Origin of the sequence: Actinoplanes hulinensis (assembly GCF_019429605.1) — a bacterium.
GTDB lineage: Bacteria > Actinomycetota > Actinomycetes > Mycobacteriales > Micromonosporaceae > Actinoplanes > Actinoplanes campanulatus.
Genome location: NZ_JAHXZI010000037.1, coordinates 15,206 through 31,475 on the forward strand (window position 1 = coordinate 15,206; position 16,270 = coordinate 31,475).

The window sequence follows — 16,270 nt, forward strand, 5'->3', positions numbered from 1 at the left end:
CAGCTCTCCCTGACCGTGACCGGCCCGCGGTCGGCGGCCGTGGGCACGGCTACCCCGTCCCGCCGAGCCACGCGACCGCCTGGCCGTGCACGGCCGCGACGCTCCCGCCGGGCTGGTCCGGGCCGGCGGCTGAAACGAAGCGCTCACCTCCGAGCACGCGAAGCAGGCGCAGCTGCTCGAAGTTGCGGCTGCCCGGCTGGGCGGTGTAGAGCATCAGGTGCTGGTCCTCCGCCGGGGACAGCAACTGCTCGCACTCGAGGTCGATCAGCCCGACGCTCGGGTGTTTCAGCCGCAGCCGACCGGTACGCCGCACCCCGACCTCGTGCCGCCGCCACAGCTCGTCGAACTCGGCGCTGACCTGCCGCAGCCGCCGCACCAGGTCGGACACCACCGGGTCATCGCCACGACGGGCCGCGGCGGCGCGCAGATCGGCGGCGTGCACCCGGCTCCAGTGGTCGCGGTCCTCCGGAGGGTACTCCTCCCGGTGGGCGGGGTCGGTGAACCACCGCCAGACGATGTTGCGGTCCTCCTGCCGAGTCGGGCAGACACCTCCGAACAGCGCCTCAGCCAGGTTGTTCTGCTCCAGCAGGTCGCCGATGTCGGTGAGGATCTGCGCCGGGGTGTCGACGAGCCGGTCGAGCAGGAACAGCAGACCGGGCCGGATGCGATCGCCCGCCTGCCGCCCGGCGGGTGGGCGGTGACCGGCGAGCAGGTAGAGGTGGTCACGCTCGTCCTCGGACAATCGCAACGCGCGGGCCAGCGGGGCCAGCACCTGCGTCGACGGCTGTGGGCCGCGTGCCTGTTCGAGGCGCATGTAGTAGTCGGCGGACATCGCGGCGAGCATCGCCACCTCCTCGCGGCGCAGCCCTGGCGTGCGCCGGCGGCCGCCGTCGGTCAGGCCCACATCGGAGGGTTTGAGCCGCTCCCTGCTACGGCGAAGGAAGTCGGCGAGTTCACGGCGATCCATGCCGGCCATCATCCCGCGCGGCCTCAGCCATAGCCATGGATCGCTGGTCCTAGGCAGGGCGATCCGATTCTCAGCCCGCCCGCACGCTGCCAGAGTCGAGCCGTCCCCGACATCCACACGAAGGAGCGGCCCGATGTCACGAGTTGTCAGCTTCACCCGATTCGGCGAAGTCGACGTCCTCGAGGTGATCACCGCCGAGCCGGGCGACCCCGGCGAGGGCGAGGTGCTGGTGGAGGTCCGTGCCGCGGGTCTGAACCCGGTCGAGTCCGCCATCCGCGGCGGGTTCCTCGAGGCGGTCTATCCGACCACCTTCCCGGCCCGGCAGGGCAGGGACGTGGCCGGTGTCGTCAGGTTCGTCGGGGCCGGGGTCACCGGCTTCGCCGCCGGCGACGAGGTGATCGGCCTCACCTCCGCTCCCGGTACGCATGCTGAGCACGTGATCGTGCCGGCCGCCCGGCTCGCCGCCCGTCCGGCCGGGGTCCCTTGGGAGGTGGCGGGCGCTCTGCCCACCGCGGGCGCCGCCGCCTACGCCGCGGTCCACGCGGTGGCCCCTGCTTCCGGTGACACCGTCGTGGTGGCGGGGGCGGCCGGCGGCGTCGGCTCCCTCGCGACCCAACTGGCCAGGTCCACCGGCGCGACCGTGATCGGCCTGGCCGGGCCGGCGCACCACGACTGGCTGCGCGACCACGGCATCGTCCCGGTCGCGTACGGCGACGATGTCGAGCAGCGGATCAAGGAGACCTCCGGCGGTCGGGTCGACGCGTTCATCGACGCGTTCGGCGCGCCCTACGTCGAGCTGGCCCTGTCCCTGGGTGTGCGTCCCGAGCGGATCAACACGCTGGCCGATTTCGCGGCCGCCCGGGAGCACGGCATCCACGCGCGAGGCAGCAATCACGTGTCCGTGCCCGAGGTGCTCGCCGACCTGGCCGCCCGGCACGCCCGGGGCGGCCTGGACCTTCCGGTGGAGGCGGCCTACCCGCTGGACCGGGTCGCCGACGCCTACCGGCACCTGGAGCGCCGCCACACCCTCGGCAAGCTCGTCCTGACCCCGTGAGGGTGAACAACAGCAGCGGGAATGCTCACGGAAGCTGACAAGGATGCCGATTTCGTACCGTTACGGCTCTCTACGCTTGGCGCCCGGTCCAGCGAGAGGAAGAACGCCCAGTGGACACCGTGCTCAGCGAGGTCGGCCGGCAGACCCTGCAGCTGTCCTATCCCGACGAGGTGGACGAGGTCGAGGCCGCGCTGCGCCGGTTCCGCGGCAGCGCCCGCCGGAGGCCGAAACCGCCGGTCGGGATGGGTGTGGAGCTGCTGCCGTTGGCGGACTACGTGATTCCGATGCTGGCCGGCCTGTTCGGGATCGCATCGGGCCGGATCGCGGAGCGGGCCACCGATGCCCTGACCGACCGCACCAGGGCGCTGCTCGCCGAGTTACGCGACCGGCCGGGACCGGGAGCCGGGCCGATGACGCCCGAGCAGGAGCGGGAGGTGTTCGAGTCGGTCCTGCTCAGCCTGGAGGGGCAGGTCAGTTCGGAGGAGGCACAGCGGGTCGCACACGGGGTGATCGGTGCCCTTCGGATGCGCTCGACCGGTCGATGACCGAAGCGGTACCGGCCCCACGTTCACACGCCCGCGTCCCGTCGCCCACCGGCGGCCAGTACGTGCTGCTCACGACCGTTCTGGTCGCCACCGGCACCTATGCCGGCACCCTCATCTTCTTCGAGTTCTTCGGCCAGACCTGGCTGGCCGGCGTCCGCGAGTGTCTCGCCGGCTTGGACCCGCGCCCGCTGCCCGATACCGAGGTCCTCGCTCAGCAACAGCGTTTCGTTGCCTGTACCGCACCTCTGGAGCGCCCGCGGGCGGTAGCCGCGCTGACCGGTGGGGCGGCGGTTCTGGCTCTCGCTCTCGGCCTGGCCCAGGTGCTTCCCCGGGTCTATCTGCGGCGCCTCGGCGAGCTGCGGCCGCCGCCGCCTCGGTGGCCGGAGGCGATGGCCCGGATCGCACCCGCCTTCTTCCTCACGGCGCCCCCGCGGGTGTGGCTGGGCCCGGGTGATCTGCTCGAGGCGTTCACCATCAAGCGCGGCCGGACTCCCGAGGTGATCATGCCCGCGGGGGCACGCCGGAGATCCGACGCCGAGGTCACCGCGCTTCTCGGGCACGAGGCCGCGCACGTTGCCGCGGGCGATGTCCGGCTGGTCTGGCTGACCCGGGGCACGCGGTGGGCTCTGCCGATGGTGGCCGTTCTGCCGTTGCCCCAGGTCGTCCTCTGGCTGGTGACGGTTCGCGAGATGTCGCCGCTGGACTGGCAGGCGCTGTGGATGTGGATCGAGTACACCGCGCGGACCATGATGCTGCTGGTGGCCGCCTGGGTGCTCGCGGCCCGGATCAACCGGGCCCGCGAACACGAGGCGGATGCCCTGACCGCCGCGGCTGGTGCCCGGGCAGGCCTCGCCGCTCTGCTCAGCCGGCCCCCGAACGAGCCGGTGCCGTTTCGCGAGCGAATCTCCGCCGCGCATCCCTCGCATGCCAGGCGCCGGCATTTCCTCGACCGGACGGACGGCGCGGTGCCGTACGGCTGGCCCGATGAGATGGTCGCCGGGATTCTCGCGACGACCGTCCTGGTGACCTCCTACCAGGTGACCAATCCCGGATTGGTCGGCACGCCGATCGGCGGCTGGATCAACATGATCGACGCCGGGTTGGCCGGGTTGCTGATCACGGCCACCTGTGGACTGTCCTGGTGGCGCCGGGCCCATCGCCATCCCGTAATGGGGTGGCGCCGCCAGCGGCCGGTTCTCGCCATGCTCGCCGGGGTGCCGATCGGCATGCTCACCGGTGTGAGCCAGACGCGTGCCGACGGCGCCGCTGGGTCGTATATCAACTGGTGGAGTCTGCTGACCGTGCCGCTCGCGGTCGCGTCCGCAACGGCGATCAGTATCAGTCTGGCTCACCGGTGGGCCGGAGGCCGGCGGCGACCGGGACCACTGACACCGGTGCTGGTCAACACCGTCCTGTTCGGGCTCGCCTACTGGTTGGGCAGCGGCGGATCGATCACCTTCGTCCAACACGGTCCCGGAAAGATTCTGCTGATCGCGACTACCGCACCGTGGGCGCCGTTCCTGGCCGCGGCGCTCGTTGCCGGCGCGATCTTCGCGTGGCGGATGCCGCATCGGCGGAGGCCGCTGCTGCTCTCGGCAGTGGCCGCGGCCGCCGCCACCAGCGGCGTGCGCCTGCTGGCCCCGCGGCCCGCGGTGCCGGAAGAACCGAACGCGGACGCTTGGATCGATCTGTGGTCGGCCGCGGCGGCCGGTCTCGCCGTCGTCCTCGCGGTCCTGGTGCTGGCCCGTGCCGAGGATTTCGCCGCCACCCTGTACGCGTCTTTGATCGCCACCGTCGCCGCCTCGGCGGTGATCTACCTCCATCAGTTCGGCGACTGGGCGTTTCCCGTAGGCCGGGCCGTCCATGTGGTGGTGTACCCCCTCGCGGTCCTGGCCACCGGCATCGCCGTGGCCGCTCTTCTCCTGCCGCTGCTGCCCACACGGTCCCGCCGCTCGACGACACGGGCATGGCCGCCGGCCGTGCTGGCAGCCGGTTTCGCGGCCGCCATGACCGCCGGCCTGATCCACGTCGCCGGCGCGCTGCACTACTCGCCGCTCGTCTTCAGGGGCTGACGTTCACCATGCGGACATCAACGGACTTCACTTTATTGAGGGTGGTGGGCTTGGCTGAGTTCCATGACCGAACTGTCCCGGAGGTCGCTGCTGGCCGGCAGCGGCGCACTCCTGATGCTGGCCAGCAGCCCCGGCTCCGCAGAAGCCACCACCACCGGCGTCGCCACGAGCGCCGCCCCGACCCGGGCCACCGGCGCCGCCCGGGCTTCGGCGATCAGTCAGGGCACCACCCTGTTCCACGCCGACCTGCACAACCACACTCTCATGTCGGATGGCGACGGCGATCCGGCGAAGGCGTACGAGTCGATGAGATCCGCCGGGCTGGACGTGGCGGCCCTCACCGACCACGCCACCCTGTTGTCCATCAACGGGCTGTCGCAGTCCGAGTGGACGCGGACGGGGCAGCTCGCCGACGCCGCCGACAATCCCGGGATCTATACGGCGCTGCGGGGCTTCGAGTGGACGCATCCGCTGCTCGGGCACGTCAACGTCTGGTACACGGGCGCGTTCACCGACCTGGGTGGCTCTCCCGGGATGGCCAGGCTCTACGACTGGATCAGCAGGACCGGCGGCATCAGCGGATTCAACCATCCGGGTCGCGAGATCCTGCGGTTCAACGACTTCGCCTACAACGCGGCGCTGCGCGAGCAGATGGTCGGCCTGGAGATGTTCAACCGGGGCGACGACTATCTGTTCGACGGCTGGTCGAGTGGGCAGAGTTCACCCCTGAACACCTGCCTGAACGCGGGCTGGCGGACCGGGCTGACCGGAGTAACCGATGAACACGGCACCGAATGGGGCTATCCGGAGGGCAAAGGCCGCACCGGCGTGTGGGCGGTGGAGAACACCCGCAACGGGGTGCTCGCCGCGATGCGCGAGCGCCGGTTCTTCGCGACCCGGGTCAGTGGTCTTCGGGTGGACGCGACGGCGGCGGGCGTACGGATGGGTGGAAGTCTGCCCTTCGCCAAGGGCGACGTGCGGTTCGTGGTCGATCTCGACCGCGGTCCGGAGTGGGTGGGTAAGCCGCTGCACCTCCAGGTGTTGCGGCCGGGATCGCGCGCGCCCGAGGTGGCCGACGTCGTCGAGACGGAGGCGGGGCGGGTCACCGAGTTCACCGTGCCGCTGGACGCCGCGGACGGCAGTTGGGTGGTGCTGCGGATCGCCGACCCGTCGCAGGCCAACGCGTCCCCCGGTCCGTCCGGGCACCCGTGCAATGACTGGGGAGTCGCCTACACGAGCCCGTGGTGGCTCACCATGTAACGGCAGAAGTGACGGTCGCCCGCCTGGGCGGGCGCGACACAGGATCCCGCCACGACAGCGTTCGAGGTCGCCGCTCACAAGGCGTTCCAGAGCCCGGCCGACCGGACGGGCGCAACACGCGGAATGCCACCACGACAGGGATCGAGGTGGCCGCTCACGGGGCGAAGCGTTCCAGGGCCCGGTAGGCGCGGGCTAGGGTCTCGGCGTCGCCCGCCTCGATGGCCGCGTCAGCGAGTTTGATGGCGTGGGCGTCGCCGTTGTCGGCGGCGTATGCCATCAGGTCTTCCGGTCTGGTGCCGGGGCGCGGCGTCACCGGTCTCGGCTGCGCCGGGGCGTACGCCGAGGTGACCGCGGCGGTCGCGGCCCATGCGGCGGCAAGGCTCGGCAGGTGCAGCGCGCCCGGCAGCGCGGGCAGGGTACGCAGCACCGCGGTCGGGGCGGTGGCGGCGTGCACCAGCATGACCGGGTTGGCGTAGCCGTAACCCGCCTGCCGGACGACCGCTGCTTCGATGATGGCGAGAAGCCGGTCGTGCACCGTGTTCTCGTCGGCGGCGAGAAGCCGCGCCGCCGACGGAATCTCGCCGACGGCCGGCGGCTCGGCGGGCACCGAGTCGCGGCCGTTCAGGAACGGCACGGTAGGAGAGCCGGACGGTGCCGGAGAAGGGCCGGCGGGGATCCGCTTCCCTCGGCCGGTGGGGACGTCGGGCCAGGCCGGGAGGTCGGCGAGCTGGGCCAGCCGGGAGCGGATCCCGAAGCGCTGGTCCGGTACGCGCGGGACCGCGTCCAGGGCGGAGCGCGGGTCGGTCGTCCGGTACGGGCCCGAACCGGGCAGGGCCATCGGTTGCCAGCGGGCGGCCCAGTACGCCAGCGCCTGCCCCAGTTCGGCGACACGGGCCGCAGGCGGGCGGAATGCCGCGAGCGGGGAAGCGGCCGCGGAGGAAGACGGCGAGGAGGGCGCCGCCGCATCGGAAGCGACCCGAGGGAGAGCGGGGCCGGGACGATCGGAGGGATGTGCCGAGTCGGGTGGGGTGAGGAGGGCGCGGACCGCGTGGCCCACCCGGATCACGCCGTGGGTGGCGCCCGCGGCGATGCCCGGCAACAGCCGCGGCCACCAGCGGGCCAGCACGTCGGGCCACGAGCCCGTGATCATCTCGCGTTCGAAGAAGTTCAGCCAGTCGCCGGTGCGGGTGGGATCGCCGAGCGCGTCCCGCCACTCCTCTGCGCCGAGCGGGCTGATGCCGCGCGGGCGGGGCTCCAGGTTGCGGCGGTAGTCGTCGAGCCAGCGGTGCACCCGGTCGGCGTGACCGTGGTGGATGAGGGCCTCGGCCGCCATCGGCGCGTGGTTGGACAGCCAGCCGTCGAATTCCGGCCCGGTGTCGCACAGCCGCTCGTACACCTCGTCAAGGGTCGCGTTCGCCATGGTGACGAGCCTGCAACCTGAACCACGGTAGAGGTCAATACCGGATAATGTGGGCGGGGTGCAGCAGATCAACAGCCGTCTGATGAACTGGGCGAGCCTCCTCGAGGACGAGACCCGGCGGCAGGCCGAGCTGGCGTCGCAGCTGCCGTTCATCCACCCGCACATCGCGCTGATGCCGGACGCGCATCTGGGCAAGGGCGCCACGGTCGGTTCGGTGATCCCGACCCGTGGCGCGATCATCCCGGCCGCGGTCGGCGTGGACATCGGCTGCGGGATGGCCGCCGTCCGGACCCGCTATCACCGGGATGACCTGCCGCCGAAGCTGAGCACGCTGCGTACCTCGATCGAGCGGGCGGTGCCGTTGTCGGCCGGGTCGAACAACCAGAGACTGACCGATTCGGCGCGCGAGCGGGTGGGGCGGCTGACCGCCGAGGCGGAGAGGGCCGGTTTCGACCCGGGGCGGTACGCGAAGAACTGGGAACTCCAGCTCGGGTCGCTGGGCAGCGGGAACCACTTCATCGAGGTGTGCCGGGACGAGTCCGGGACGGTGTGGCTGTTCCTGCACTCCGGGTCGCGGGGCGTCGGTAACAAGATTGCGAGCCATCACATCCGGATGGCGCAGGAGTTCGTCACCCGTGGCGGGATCAGCGTGCCCCATCCGGATCTCGCCTACCTCGTGGAGGGCACCGAGGAGTTCGACGTCTACCTGCGGGAGCTGCGGTGGGCGCAGAACTTCGCGCTGGTCAACCGGGACGAGATGATGGACCGGGTGATCGCCTGTTTCGCGGATGTCGTGGGCGGGCCGGTCGACGAGGTGGAGCGGGTGCAGTGCCACCACAACTACACCGAACGGGAGACGCACTTCGGCGAGACCGTGTGGCTGTCCCGCAAGGGTGCGATCAACGCGGCCCGCGGGGTGCCCGGTCTGATCCCGGGGTCGATGGGCGACGCCTCGTACGTGGTGGTCGGCAAGGGTGACGCGATGTCGCTGAACTCGTCGCCGCACGGTGCCGGGCGGGCGTACTCGCGGACGAGGGCGCGCAAGACGTTCACCCGGGAGCAGCTGCGGGAGGCGATGAAGGGCATCGAGTTCCGGGACACCGACGCGTTCCTCGACGAGATCCCGCAGGCGTACAAGCCGATCGACGTGGTCATGCGGGATGCCGCCGACCTGGTGGAGATCCGCCACACGCTGCGCCAGCTGGTCAACGTCAAGGGCGATTAGAATGCCGGTATGGCCGAGGTCGTCCTGTTCCACCACGCGCTGGGGCTGACGCCCGGTGTCACCGCTTTCGCCGACGACCTGCGTGCCGCGGGTCACGTCGTGCACACGCCGGACCTGTTCGAGGGCGAGACCTTCTCGACGCTGCCCGAGGGCGTTCGCAACGCCGAGCGAATCGGGTTCGGTGAGGTGATCGAGCGCGGTGTCCGCGCGGTCCGGGACCTGCCGGCCGAGCTGGTCTACGCCGGCTTCTCGCTCGGCGTGCTGCCCGCGCAGAAGCTGGCGCAGACCCGGCCCGGCGCCCGTGGCGCGCTGCTGTTCTACTCCTGCGTTCCGGCGTCCGAGTTCGGCACGGCGTGGCCCGACGACGTGCCGGTCCAGATCCACGGCATGGACCGGGATCCGATCTTCGCCGACGAGGGTGATCTCGACGCGGCCCGTGACATCGTCGCCCGGGGCAAGTCCGCGGAGCTGTTCCTCTACCCCGGTGACCAGCACTATTTCGCCGATCTGACGCTGCCGTCCTACGACCGCGAGGCCACCACCCTGCTGCTTCGGCGGGTGCTCGACTTCCTGGGCTGATTCGGCGAGGAGCACTGGGCGGAACGGCGAGAAGCACTGGGCGGAGACGGCGAGGAGCACTGAGCTGATTCGGCGAGGAGCAGCGTCCCACCTGATGTAGAGCGCTCCCACGGGGCCGCGCCCGGACGATATGCTGCGGCCGAAAAGGCCGCCCGCTGCCGAAACGTCTGGAGTGTCTCCCCCATGTCATCGGATGCTGTCGCGATCTCCCGTGAGGCGTGGGGTTCCACGCCGGATGGCCCTGTCGAGCGCTTCACCCTCGACAACGGTCGAGGGCTGCGGGTGCGGGTCATCACCTACGGCGGCATCGTCCAGTCGATCGAGACGCCGGACCGTGACGGCGGGACCGCGAACGTGGCGCTGGGTTTCGACACTCTGCAGGGCTACCTGGACAACCCGGGCCCGTATTTCGGCGCGATCATCGGCCGGTTCGGCAACCGGATCGCCGAGGGCCGCTTCACCCTCGACGGCGTCACCTACCAGACCCCGGTCAACGACGGCGTGAACAGCCTGCACGGTGGCACGACCGGCTTCGACAAGGTGATCTGGGCGGCCACCGAGATGGATGGCGGGATCGCGCTCACCCACGTCAGCCCGGCCGGTGACCAGGGCTTCCCGGGTGAGCTGAGCATGACGGTCACCTACACCCTGTCCGCGGACGGCGGCCTTCGCATCGACTACCTGGCCACCACCGACGCGGCGACCGTGGTGAACCTGACCAACCACAGCTACTTCAACCTGGCCGGCGAGGGTGAGGGGCACGTCTACGACCACGTGCTGCGCATCGACGCCGACGAGTTCACGCCGGTCGGTGCGGGCCTCATCCCGACCGGGAAGATCGCGGAGGTGGCCGGAACGGCGCTGGACTTCCGCGATCCGGCCACGATCGGCGGCCGCATCCGGGCCGGTGAGACCCAGATGCTGTACGGGCGCGGCTACGACCACAACTGGGTGCTGCGCCCGCGCGACGGCGAACCGGAGTCGGCCGCCTTCGTGGTGGAGCCGGTGAGCGGCCGCACTCTGACGGTGCTGACCACCGAGCCGGGCATGCAGTTCTACTCCGGCAACTTCCTGGACGGCACGATCATCGGCGGCAGCGGCCGGCCGTACCGGCAGGGTGACGGGTTCGCGCTGGAGACGCAGCACTTCCCGGACTCGCCGAACCACGCGAACTTCCCGTCCACGGTGCTGCGCCCGGGCCAGGAGTACCGGTCCACCACGATCTACCGCTTCGGCGCGGAGTGAAGCGCGCGAAGTAGAAGGCGCGAAGTAGAAGGCGCGAAGTAGAGGCGTGACCGGTCGGGGGCCCGATACCGCTGTAACGTTCGGCCCTCGACCGGACATGGACGTGACGTGGGTTCTGGGACTGAACAGGAAGACCGATTCCGGCGCGTCTACGCCGGCAACTTCGAGGCGCTCCTGGCGTACGCGTTGCGGCGCGTCGATCAGCCGGCGGACGCCGCAGACGTGGTCGCCGAGACGTTCCTCGTGGCCTGGCGCCGAAGCCGCGAGCTGCCACCGGACGACGAGATCAAACTATGGCTGTACGGCGTGGCCCGCCGGGTTCTGGCCAACCATCATCGCGGCGGCGTCCGCCGGGAACGACTCGGCGAGCGCCTGCGCCAGCGACTGACCGCCATCGTGACCCGTGATCCGGGTAGCGAGGTTCCGCAGCGTCTGGCCGTACAGGATGCTCTGTCCCGCCTTGCCGAGACGGACCGTGAGGTGCTCACGCTGACCGTGTGGGAGGGTCTGCAGCCGCGCGAGATCGCGGAGGTGGTGGGGGCCAGCGCGGCCGCGGTGCGCACGCGGCTGTCGCGGGCCCGGTCGCGGATGCGGGAAATGATCGGTGACGATCTGGCACCGCCCGGACATGTACTCGACGTCCTGACCGCGATCGTCCCGGAGGAGGGCCGATGACCGACAAGCACCTCGACCGCAAGGTTCGAGACGCCGACCCCTACCGTCCCGATCTCGTCGCCCGCCTCGGCGGGGCGGAGCAGCAGCTCCTGGAGGAGATCATGTCCACACCGAAGCTCGATGTCGTCGAGAGCCCGGCGCCGCGCCGCGGCCTGTCCCGTCGCCTGGCCGGTGCGGTGGCCGCCGCGGCCGTCGTCACCGGTGTCATCGGCGCCACCGCCCTGCTGCGCGACCAGCCGGAGAACGGCGCCACCCCCGGCGCCTGGTCCGGCCCGCTCGGCCTGCCGAGCGCGGACACCGGTGGCGCGGGTGGCGGGTACGAGCTGGACCTTAAGGCCGCGCAGGAGCATCCGCGCCTGCTGGTCGGCCAGCCCGGCTGGAAGATCACCACGGTGTACGGGTTCGCCGCCGCAGAAGGCACGATCGAGTTCGTCAACGGGAACCGGTCGGTCCAGATGAACTGGTACAAGGCCGACCAGTACGACAGCTACTACAAGGACCGGCTGGAGGTCAGCAAGCCGGAGCCGACCACGGTGGCCGGCACCGAGGCGAGCGTGTTCACCTACGGTGGCGGCGACTGGGCGGCCATGCTGAAGCCGGTCGACAGCTCCTTCGTCGAGTTGCGCACCAGCAGCGGCTGGGAGCGGTCCGAGTTCGACGCCCTGCTGGCCGCTGTGAAGCGGGTCGACGCGAAGGCGTTCCTGGCCGCGTTGCCGCCGGAGGTGGTCACCCCGGGCAAGGTCCGCGAGGAGGCCGCCAAGGTGCTCGCCGACATCCCGATCCCGCCGGGCTTCGACGTGTCCGCGGTGAACGTTGACGGCGCGAACTCGCCGTACCACTTCGGGGCCGCCGTGACCGGCCAGGTGACCTGTAGCTGGATCGCCGAGTGGTCGCGGGCCAAGGAGGCCGGCGACAAGGAGGCGCAGGGTCAGGCCGCGGCCGCCTTGCAGAGCAGCCACCAGTGGAAGGTCCTCAATGACATGAACGCCGAGGGCGACTGGCCGGAGGCGACGTGGGAGCTGGTGGACCGGATGATCAAGAAGAACGAGGTGCCGGAGGGCTACAAGGAGGGCCTCGGCTGCCAGTGAGCGCGGCCTAGACGAGACCGGACGGCGGCCGGACCGGCTGCCGCTGGTCGTCGCGGGCGGCGAGTTTCGCGACGGCGCGCCGGTACTGGCGGGCGCTGATCTCCCCGCTGAGCAGTTGGGCGACGAGGGCGCCCTCCAGCGTGGTCGGTCCGGTCGGCGGTTCGGGGGCCGTCGCCGGGCCGGTCTTCGTCCCGGCCGGTTCCTGTTCCTGTTCCGGTTCCGGCCAGAAGGCGCTGGCGAGAACCAGGGCCACTGTCACGACGATGACGAGAATGATGAGCACGGCGGCCACCTCCATCGACAACACCATCGTCCCCGGACCGCCCGCTGCGGCAGGGCCGAACGGACGGATGTGCCACGGGTGCGAAATACGGGTCCGCGAAGTCGTCAGCGTATCCCCGCCGGTCAGGCGATGCGAGCAGCCACGAGGTCCTCGGCGGCCCCTTTCGCCTGACCGGCCAGATCACCGAGCGCCCGCGGCAGGTGGCGGCGGAACTGGTCGAACAGCCGGGCCCGGTCCCGCGGGTTGCAGTTGTCCAGCACGTACGCGTCCAGCCCGGTCGCGATGATCAGCGTGGCGAGCATCAGGTCGGCGGTCTCCAGCGTCTCGTTGTACGACAGGTGTGTCCGGATCCGGGCGGTCGGTTCACCGGTGCTCTTCGGGTCGGCGAACACCAGCTGCGGCGGGTGGGAGCCGAGCAGCCGCCGCTTCGCCTCCCACCGGATCGCCCCCGCCGCGATCAGCCGCTTCTCCACCAGGTCGACCGCCATGCCGCTGGTGGCGAGGTGGGCGATCCAGCTCCGCAGCCCGTGCGGGCCAGGGGTCGCGGCGAGTCGTTCCAGCAGGACCGTGGTGGCCCGGTCGCCGGTCGGCCGCGGGTCGATCACGTGCACCACGTCGCCGTCCGGGTGCAGCCGGCGCCAGAACATCAGCTCACCGAGCAGTGCGGCGCCCAGGCCCGCGCCGAGCAGCTCACCGGTGATCAGGAGCCGCCCGCCGATGCCGTCGTGGGCTGCCAGGTAGAAGTCGTCCGCCGGAGCAAGCTTCACGGCACATCACGATATCGGCGAATGGTTGCGGTGAGGTTGCGCAGCGTCAAGACCAGGATGGACAGTGGGACGCTCTTCGCGTCCGGCGGCCGCGACCGGCTAGGGTCACCGCCATGATCGACCAGGCTCCTGAGCCCGCGGGCACCGTCTACGGGCAGGCTCGCCGGACACCTCCGGTGATGCCGATCATCGTCGGGGTGGCCGCCGTCGCCGTGCTCGTGGTGGGGTTCGTGGCCTGGAACTCCACCGGCGGCGCCGACCGGGCGGGATCCGCGCCGCCCGCTGTCACCGCACCGCCGTCACCGGCCGCGACCGGTTCCGTCCCGGCCCAGCTGGCCGCCGGCACCTGGGTGGTGTCCCCGCTCGGCGACCCCGGCACCTACCTGACCACCGGCGGCGATTTCGCGGCGCTGTCCACTGTCGACCCGCTGCCGCTGACCGTGGTTCCCGGCCTGGCCGACGACACCTGCTACTCGTTCCACACCGAGGACGGCCGCCACCTGCGCCACTACGACTTCCGGCTGCGCTTCGACGCCGCTGAGGACTCGGACCTGTTCCGCGCGGACGCCACCTTCTGCCAGGAGGCGGGCACCGCGGTCGGCACGGTCCGGCTGCGCTCGAAGAACTACCCGGAGTATCTGGTGCACCGGCGCGGCGAGAAGCTCTACATCGACAAGCCGGACGGCTCGGCCGGTTTCCCGAAGGCGAGTTCCTTCATGGTGCAGGAGCCGTAGGGGCCCATCGGCCCTGCCGGACGGGACCGCCCGCGGCCTAGCGTTCGGGTCGTGAGGATCCGGCTTCCCGTTCTGGCCGGCGCCGCGCTCGCCCTGCTCGGCGGCCTGTACGGCGCCCTGCTGCTGCTCGGCGTGCCGGTGCCGGCGCCACCCGGCCCGGTCGACGAGGTGCACGGCCCGGTGATGGTGTTCGGTTTCGCCGGCACGCTGGTGGCCGTGGAACGGGCCGTCGCACTGCGCCGCACCTGGGCGCTGCTGGCCCCGGCCTGCTCGGCGGCGGGCGCCCTGGTCCTGCTGGCGTTCGGTCCGGTCCTGATCGGCCGGGCGGCCCTGATGCTGGCGTCGGTCGGCCTGCTCGGCGTCTACCGGGCGCTGTGGGCGCGGCAGCAGTCGGCGGCCCTGCTGGCCCAGGCGGCCGGGGCGTTCGGCTGGTACGCCGCCACCCTGCTGTGGCTGGCCGGTTACCCGGTCGCCGAGATCGTGCCGTGGATGGTGGTGTTCGTCGTCGGCACGATCGCGGGTGAGCGCCTGGAACTGGCCCATGTGGCGTTGCGCTCCCCCGCCGCCGGGCGCTGGTTCCTGACGGTGATGTCGGCGCTGGTGTTCGCGGCGACCGCGGCCACGGTCCGGCCGGAGGCGGGCACCCGGCTGTTCGGGCTGGCGCTGCTCGCGGTGACCGCCTGGCTGGCCGTCCACGACGTGGCCCGCCGCACCGTCCGGTCGACCGGCCTGCCCCGGTACATCGCGGTGGGCCTGCTGGCCGGCTACGGGTGGCTCGCGGGGGCCGGGCTGCTGTGGGCGGGCGCCGGCCCGGTGGCCGACGGTCCCCGGTACGACGCGACGCTGCACGCCGTGTTCCTCGGCTTCGTCCTGTCGATGATCTTCGTGCACGCGCCGGTGATCCTGCCGGCGGTGGTGCGCCGCCCGCTGCCGTACCACCCGGTGCTGTACCTGCCGCTCGCCCTGCTGCACCTGTCGCTGCTGGTCCGGGTGGTGGCCGGGGACGCCGCCGGGCTGGAGCCGGTGTGGCGCTTCGCCGGGACCGCGAACATCCTGGCCGTGCTGACCTTCGCGGGCTGCGCGGTCACCCTGTCCCGGCGGGCCTGGGCGGTGATGGCATGAACGGGCTGCGCGGCCACCTGTCCCGGCGGGCCTGGGCGGTGATGGCATGAACGGGCGGGCCGGCTGGCACCGGCGTACCGGGGCGTTGCCGTTGATGTATCTGGCCGGTCTGGTGGCGCTGGCGTTCGCCCATCCGATGCTGCCCACGTGGCGGTGGCTGGCGATCCACATGCTGCTGCTCGGCGCGGCCACCAACGCCATCCTGGTGTGGGGCGCCCACTTCACGGTGGCCGTGCTGCGGGCCCCGGCGCCCACCCGGCGGACCGGTGAGGCGATCCGGCTGATCCTGCTCAACGCGGGGGTTCTGGCCGTTCTGGCCGGTGGCGCCGCGGACCTGCCCTGGATCGGCGTGGGCGGCGCGGCCGCGGTGTTCGCGGCGGTGGCCGCGCATCTGTGGTGGCTGACCGCCCGGCTGCGGTCGGCGCTGCCGGCCCGGTTCGCGGTGACCGTGCACTACTACGTGGCGGCGGCCGTGGCGCTGCTGACCGGGATCCCGGCGGGCGCGTGGATGCTGGTCACCGACGACGCGGCCCGGTCCCGGCTGATCCTGTTCCACGCCCACGTGAACCTGCTCGGCTGGATCATGCTGACCATCCTCGGCACGATCCTCACGTTGTGGCCGACCGTGCTGCGCACCCGGATGGCCGGCGACGCGGTCGCCGCGGCCCGGATCGCGCTGCCGCTCGCGGTGTCCGGCCTGGTCCTGCTGGCGGTGGCGGTGCTCGCCTGGTGGCCGGTGGTGACGGCCGCCGGGCTGGGCCTGATCGCGGCGGCCGTGGTCCGGACCGCGATCCCGGCGGTACGGGTCGGGCTGGCCAAACCGCCGGAGTCGTTCGCCGCCTGGTCGATCGCGGCCGGGGCGGCCTGGCTGCTGGCCGCGCTCGGACTGGACGCGTGGACGCTGCTGACCGCGGGCGGCCCGGACGCGGCCGTGGACCGGTTCGGGATCGTGCTGCTGCCGCTGCTGGCCGGGGCGGTGGCGCAGGTGCTGCTCGGGTCGCTGGCGTACCTGCTGCCGATGGTGCTCGGCGGCGGCCCGGCCGTGGCCCGGGAGAGGAGCGCGGCGCTGGACCGGAACTGGGCGCAGCGGGTCGCGATGGCCAACGCCGCGCTGTTGGCGTTCCTGCTGCCGACCGGCCCGTACGCCCGGATCGCCACCTCGTTGCTGCTGCTCGTGGCGCTGTGCCAGTTCCTGGTGCCCGCCGTACGCGTACTCGTGCAAGCCCGGAGGTAG

At 71.8% G+C, this 16,270-nt stretch carries 15 protein-coding genes and 1 pseudogene; 12 read left to right on the plus strand and 4 right to left on the minus strand.

The features are described from left to right. Positions 1-49 precede the first annotated feature (49 nt). Positions 50-967: a helix-turn-helix transcriptional regulator gene (locus tag KZ829_RS40915; RefSeq protein WP_246637101.1), complete on the minus strand. Its 918-nt coding sequence runs from the start codon at positions 965-967 to the stop codon at positions 50-52. A gap of 133 nt (positions 968-1,100) precedes the next feature. On the opposite strand from KZ829_RS40915, the gene KZ829_RS40920 reads away from it, so the two are divergent. The 4 genes from KZ829_RS40920 to KZ829_RS40935 all read left to right on the plus strand — a co-directional run bounded on the left by KZ829_RS40920 (position 1,101) and on the right by KZ829_RS40935 (position 5,898). Further along, complete coding sequence (locus tag KZ829_RS40920; protein ID WP_220149216.1) at positions 1,101-2,021, plus strand: NADP-dependent oxidoreductase; 921 nt, start codon at positions 1,101-1,103, stop codon at positions 2,019-2,021. 110 nt (positions 2,022-2,131) lie between these two features. Further along, positions 2,132-2,566: a hypothetical protein gene (locus KZ829_RS40925; RefSeq protein ID WP_220149217.1), complete on the plus strand. Its 435-nt coding sequence runs from the start codon at positions 2,132-2,134 to the stop codon at positions 2,564-2,566. Continuing rightward, on the plus strand, positions 2,563-4,638 hold the full coding sequence (locus KZ829_RS40930) for a M48 family metalloprotease (RefSeq protein ID WP_220149218.1): 2,076 nt from the start codon (positions 2,563-2,565) through the stop codon (positions 4,636-4,638). Before KZ829_RS40925 ends, KZ829_RS40930 begins: the two co-directional genes overlap by 4 nt. A gap of 63 nt (positions 4,639-4,701) precedes the next feature. Next, positions 4,702-5,898 (plus strand): CehA/McbA family metallohydrolase, encoded by a 1,197-nt coding sequence (locus KZ829_RS40935; protein ID WP_220149219.1) that lies wholly within the window; start codon positions 4,702-4,704, stop codon positions 5,896-5,898. Between the two features lie 697 nt (positions 5,899-6,595). Here KZ829_RS40935 and KZ829_RS44985 read toward each other — a convergent pair. Continuing rightward, positions 6,596-7,318: pseudogene (locus KZ829_RS44985) on the minus strand (questin oxidase family protein); the annotation flags it as partial. Between the two features lie 58 nt (positions 7,319-7,376). Between KZ829_RS44985 and KZ829_RS40945 the strand changes: the two are divergent. The 5 genes from KZ829_RS40945 to KZ829_RS40965 all read left to right on the plus strand — a co-directional run bounded on the left by KZ829_RS40945 (position 7,377) and on the right by KZ829_RS40965 (position 12,130). Continuing rightward, on the plus strand, positions 7,377-8,543 hold the full coding sequence (locus tag KZ829_RS40945) for an RtcB family protein (protein WP_308285873.1): 1,167 nt from the start codon (positions 7,377-7,379) through the stop codon (positions 8,541-8,543). Positions 8,544-8,552: 9 nt separating this feature from the next. Beyond that, positions 8,553-9,122, plus strand: coding sequence for a dienelactone hydrolase family protein (locus tag KZ829_RS40950; RefSeq protein WP_220149221.1), 570 nt, complete (start codon positions 8,553-8,555; stop codon positions 9,120-9,122). Positions 9,123-9,305: 183 nt separating this feature from the next. Further along, positions 9,306-10,367, plus strand: coding sequence for an aldose epimerase family protein (locus KZ829_RS40955; protein ID WP_220149222.1), 1,062 nt, complete (start codon positions 9,306-9,308; stop codon positions 10,365-10,367). A gap of 108 nt (positions 10,368-10,475) precedes the next feature. After that, positions 10,476-11,042 (plus strand): RNA polymerase sigma factor, encoded by a 567-nt coding sequence (locus KZ829_RS40960; RefSeq protein WP_220149223.1) that lies wholly within the window; start codon positions 10,476-10,478, stop codon positions 11,040-11,042. Then, positions 11,039-12,130, plus strand: a complete 1,092-nt coding sequence (locus KZ829_RS40965; RefSeq protein WP_220149224.1) for a hypothetical protein — start codon at positions 11,039-11,041, stop codon at positions 12,128-12,130. Before KZ829_RS40960 ends, KZ829_RS40965 begins: the two co-directional genes overlap by 4 nt. Before the next feature lie 7 nt (positions 12,131-12,137). Here the strand turns inward: KZ829_RS40965 and KZ829_RS40970 are convergent, their stop codons facing one another. Then, on the minus strand, positions 12,138-12,428 hold the full coding sequence (locus KZ829_RS40970) for a hypothetical protein (protein ID WP_220149225.1): 291 nt from the start codon (positions 12,426-12,428) through the stop codon (positions 12,138-12,140). A 107-nt stretch (positions 12,429-12,535) separates the two neighbouring features. Next, on the minus strand, positions 12,536-13,180 hold the full coding sequence (locus KZ829_RS40975) for a GOLPH3/VPS74 family protein (RefSeq protein WP_220149226.1): 645 nt from the start codon (positions 13,178-13,180) through the stop codon (positions 12,536-12,538). Positions 13,181-13,293: 113 nt separating this feature from the next. Here KZ829_RS40975 and KZ829_RS40980 point away from each other — a divergent pair, with 113 nt between their 5' ends. From KZ829_RS40980 to KZ829_RS40990, 3 genes are read left to right on the plus strand one after another with little or no spacing between them, the layout of a single operon-like run. Next, positions 13,294-13,914, plus strand: coding sequence for an AbfB domain-containing protein (locus KZ829_RS40980; protein WP_220149227.1), 621 nt, complete (start codon positions 13,294-13,296; stop codon positions 13,912-13,914). A gap of 51 nt (positions 13,915-13,965) precedes the next feature. Beyond that, the gene (locus KZ829_RS40985; RefSeq protein WP_220149228.1) at positions 13,966-15,036 is read left to right on the plus strand and encodes a DUF8744 domain-containing protein; all 1,071 of its coding nucleotides are present in this window, start codon (positions 13,966-13,968) and stop codon (positions 15,034-15,036) included. A gap of 46 nt (positions 15,037-15,082) precedes the next feature. Then, positions 15,083-16,270, plus strand: coding sequence for a hypothetical protein (locus tag KZ829_RS40990; RefSeq protein WP_220149229.1), 1,188 nt, complete (start codon positions 15,083-15,085; stop codon positions 16,268-16,270).

What these genes read in the sequence shown, in the direction of transcription:
- KZ829_RS40930 (WP_220149218.1), top strand. Translation starts at nt 2,563, where the DNA reads ATGACCGAAGCGGTACCGGCCCCACGTTCACACGCCCGCGTCCCGTCG.
- KZ829_RS40920 (WP_220149216.1), top strand. Translation starts at nt 1,101, where the DNA reads ATGTCACGAGTTGTCAGCTTCACCCGATTCGGCGAAGTCGACGTCCTC.
- KZ829_RS40950 (WP_220149221.1), top strand. Translation starts at nt 8,553, where the DNA reads ATGGCCGAGGTCGTCCTGTTCCACCACGCGCTGGGGCTGACGCCCGGT.
- KZ829_RS40990 (WP_220149229.1), top strand. Translation starts at nt 15,083, where the DNA reads ATGAACGGGCGGGCCGGCTGGCACCGGCGTACCGGGGCGTTGCCGTTG.
- KZ829_RS40965 (WP_220149224.1), top strand. Translation starts at nt 11,039, where the DNA reads ATGACCGACAAGCACCTCGACCGCAAGGTTCGAGACGCCGACCCCTAC.
- KZ829_RS40955 (WP_220149222.1), top strand. Translation starts at nt 9,306, where the DNA reads ATGTCATCGGATGCTGTCGCGATCTCCCGTGAGGCGTGGGGTTCCACG.
- KZ829_RS40915 (WP_246637101.1), bottom strand. Translation starts at nt 967, where the DNA reads ATGGATCGCCGTGAACTCGCCGACTTCCTTCGCCGTAGCAGGGAGCGG.
- KZ829_RS40980 (WP_220149227.1), top strand. Translation starts at nt 13,294, where the DNA reads ATGATCGACCAGGCTCCTGAGCCCGCGGGCACCGTCTACGGGCAGGCT.
- KZ829_RS40970 (WP_220149225.1), bottom strand. Translation starts at nt 12,428, where the DNA reads ATGGAGGTGGCCGCCGTGCTCATCATTCTCGTCATCGTCGTGACAGTG.
- KZ829_RS40935 (WP_220149219.1), top strand. Translation starts at nt 4,702, where the DNA reads ATGACCGAACTGTCCCGGAGGTCGCTGCTGGCCGGCAGCGGCGCACTC.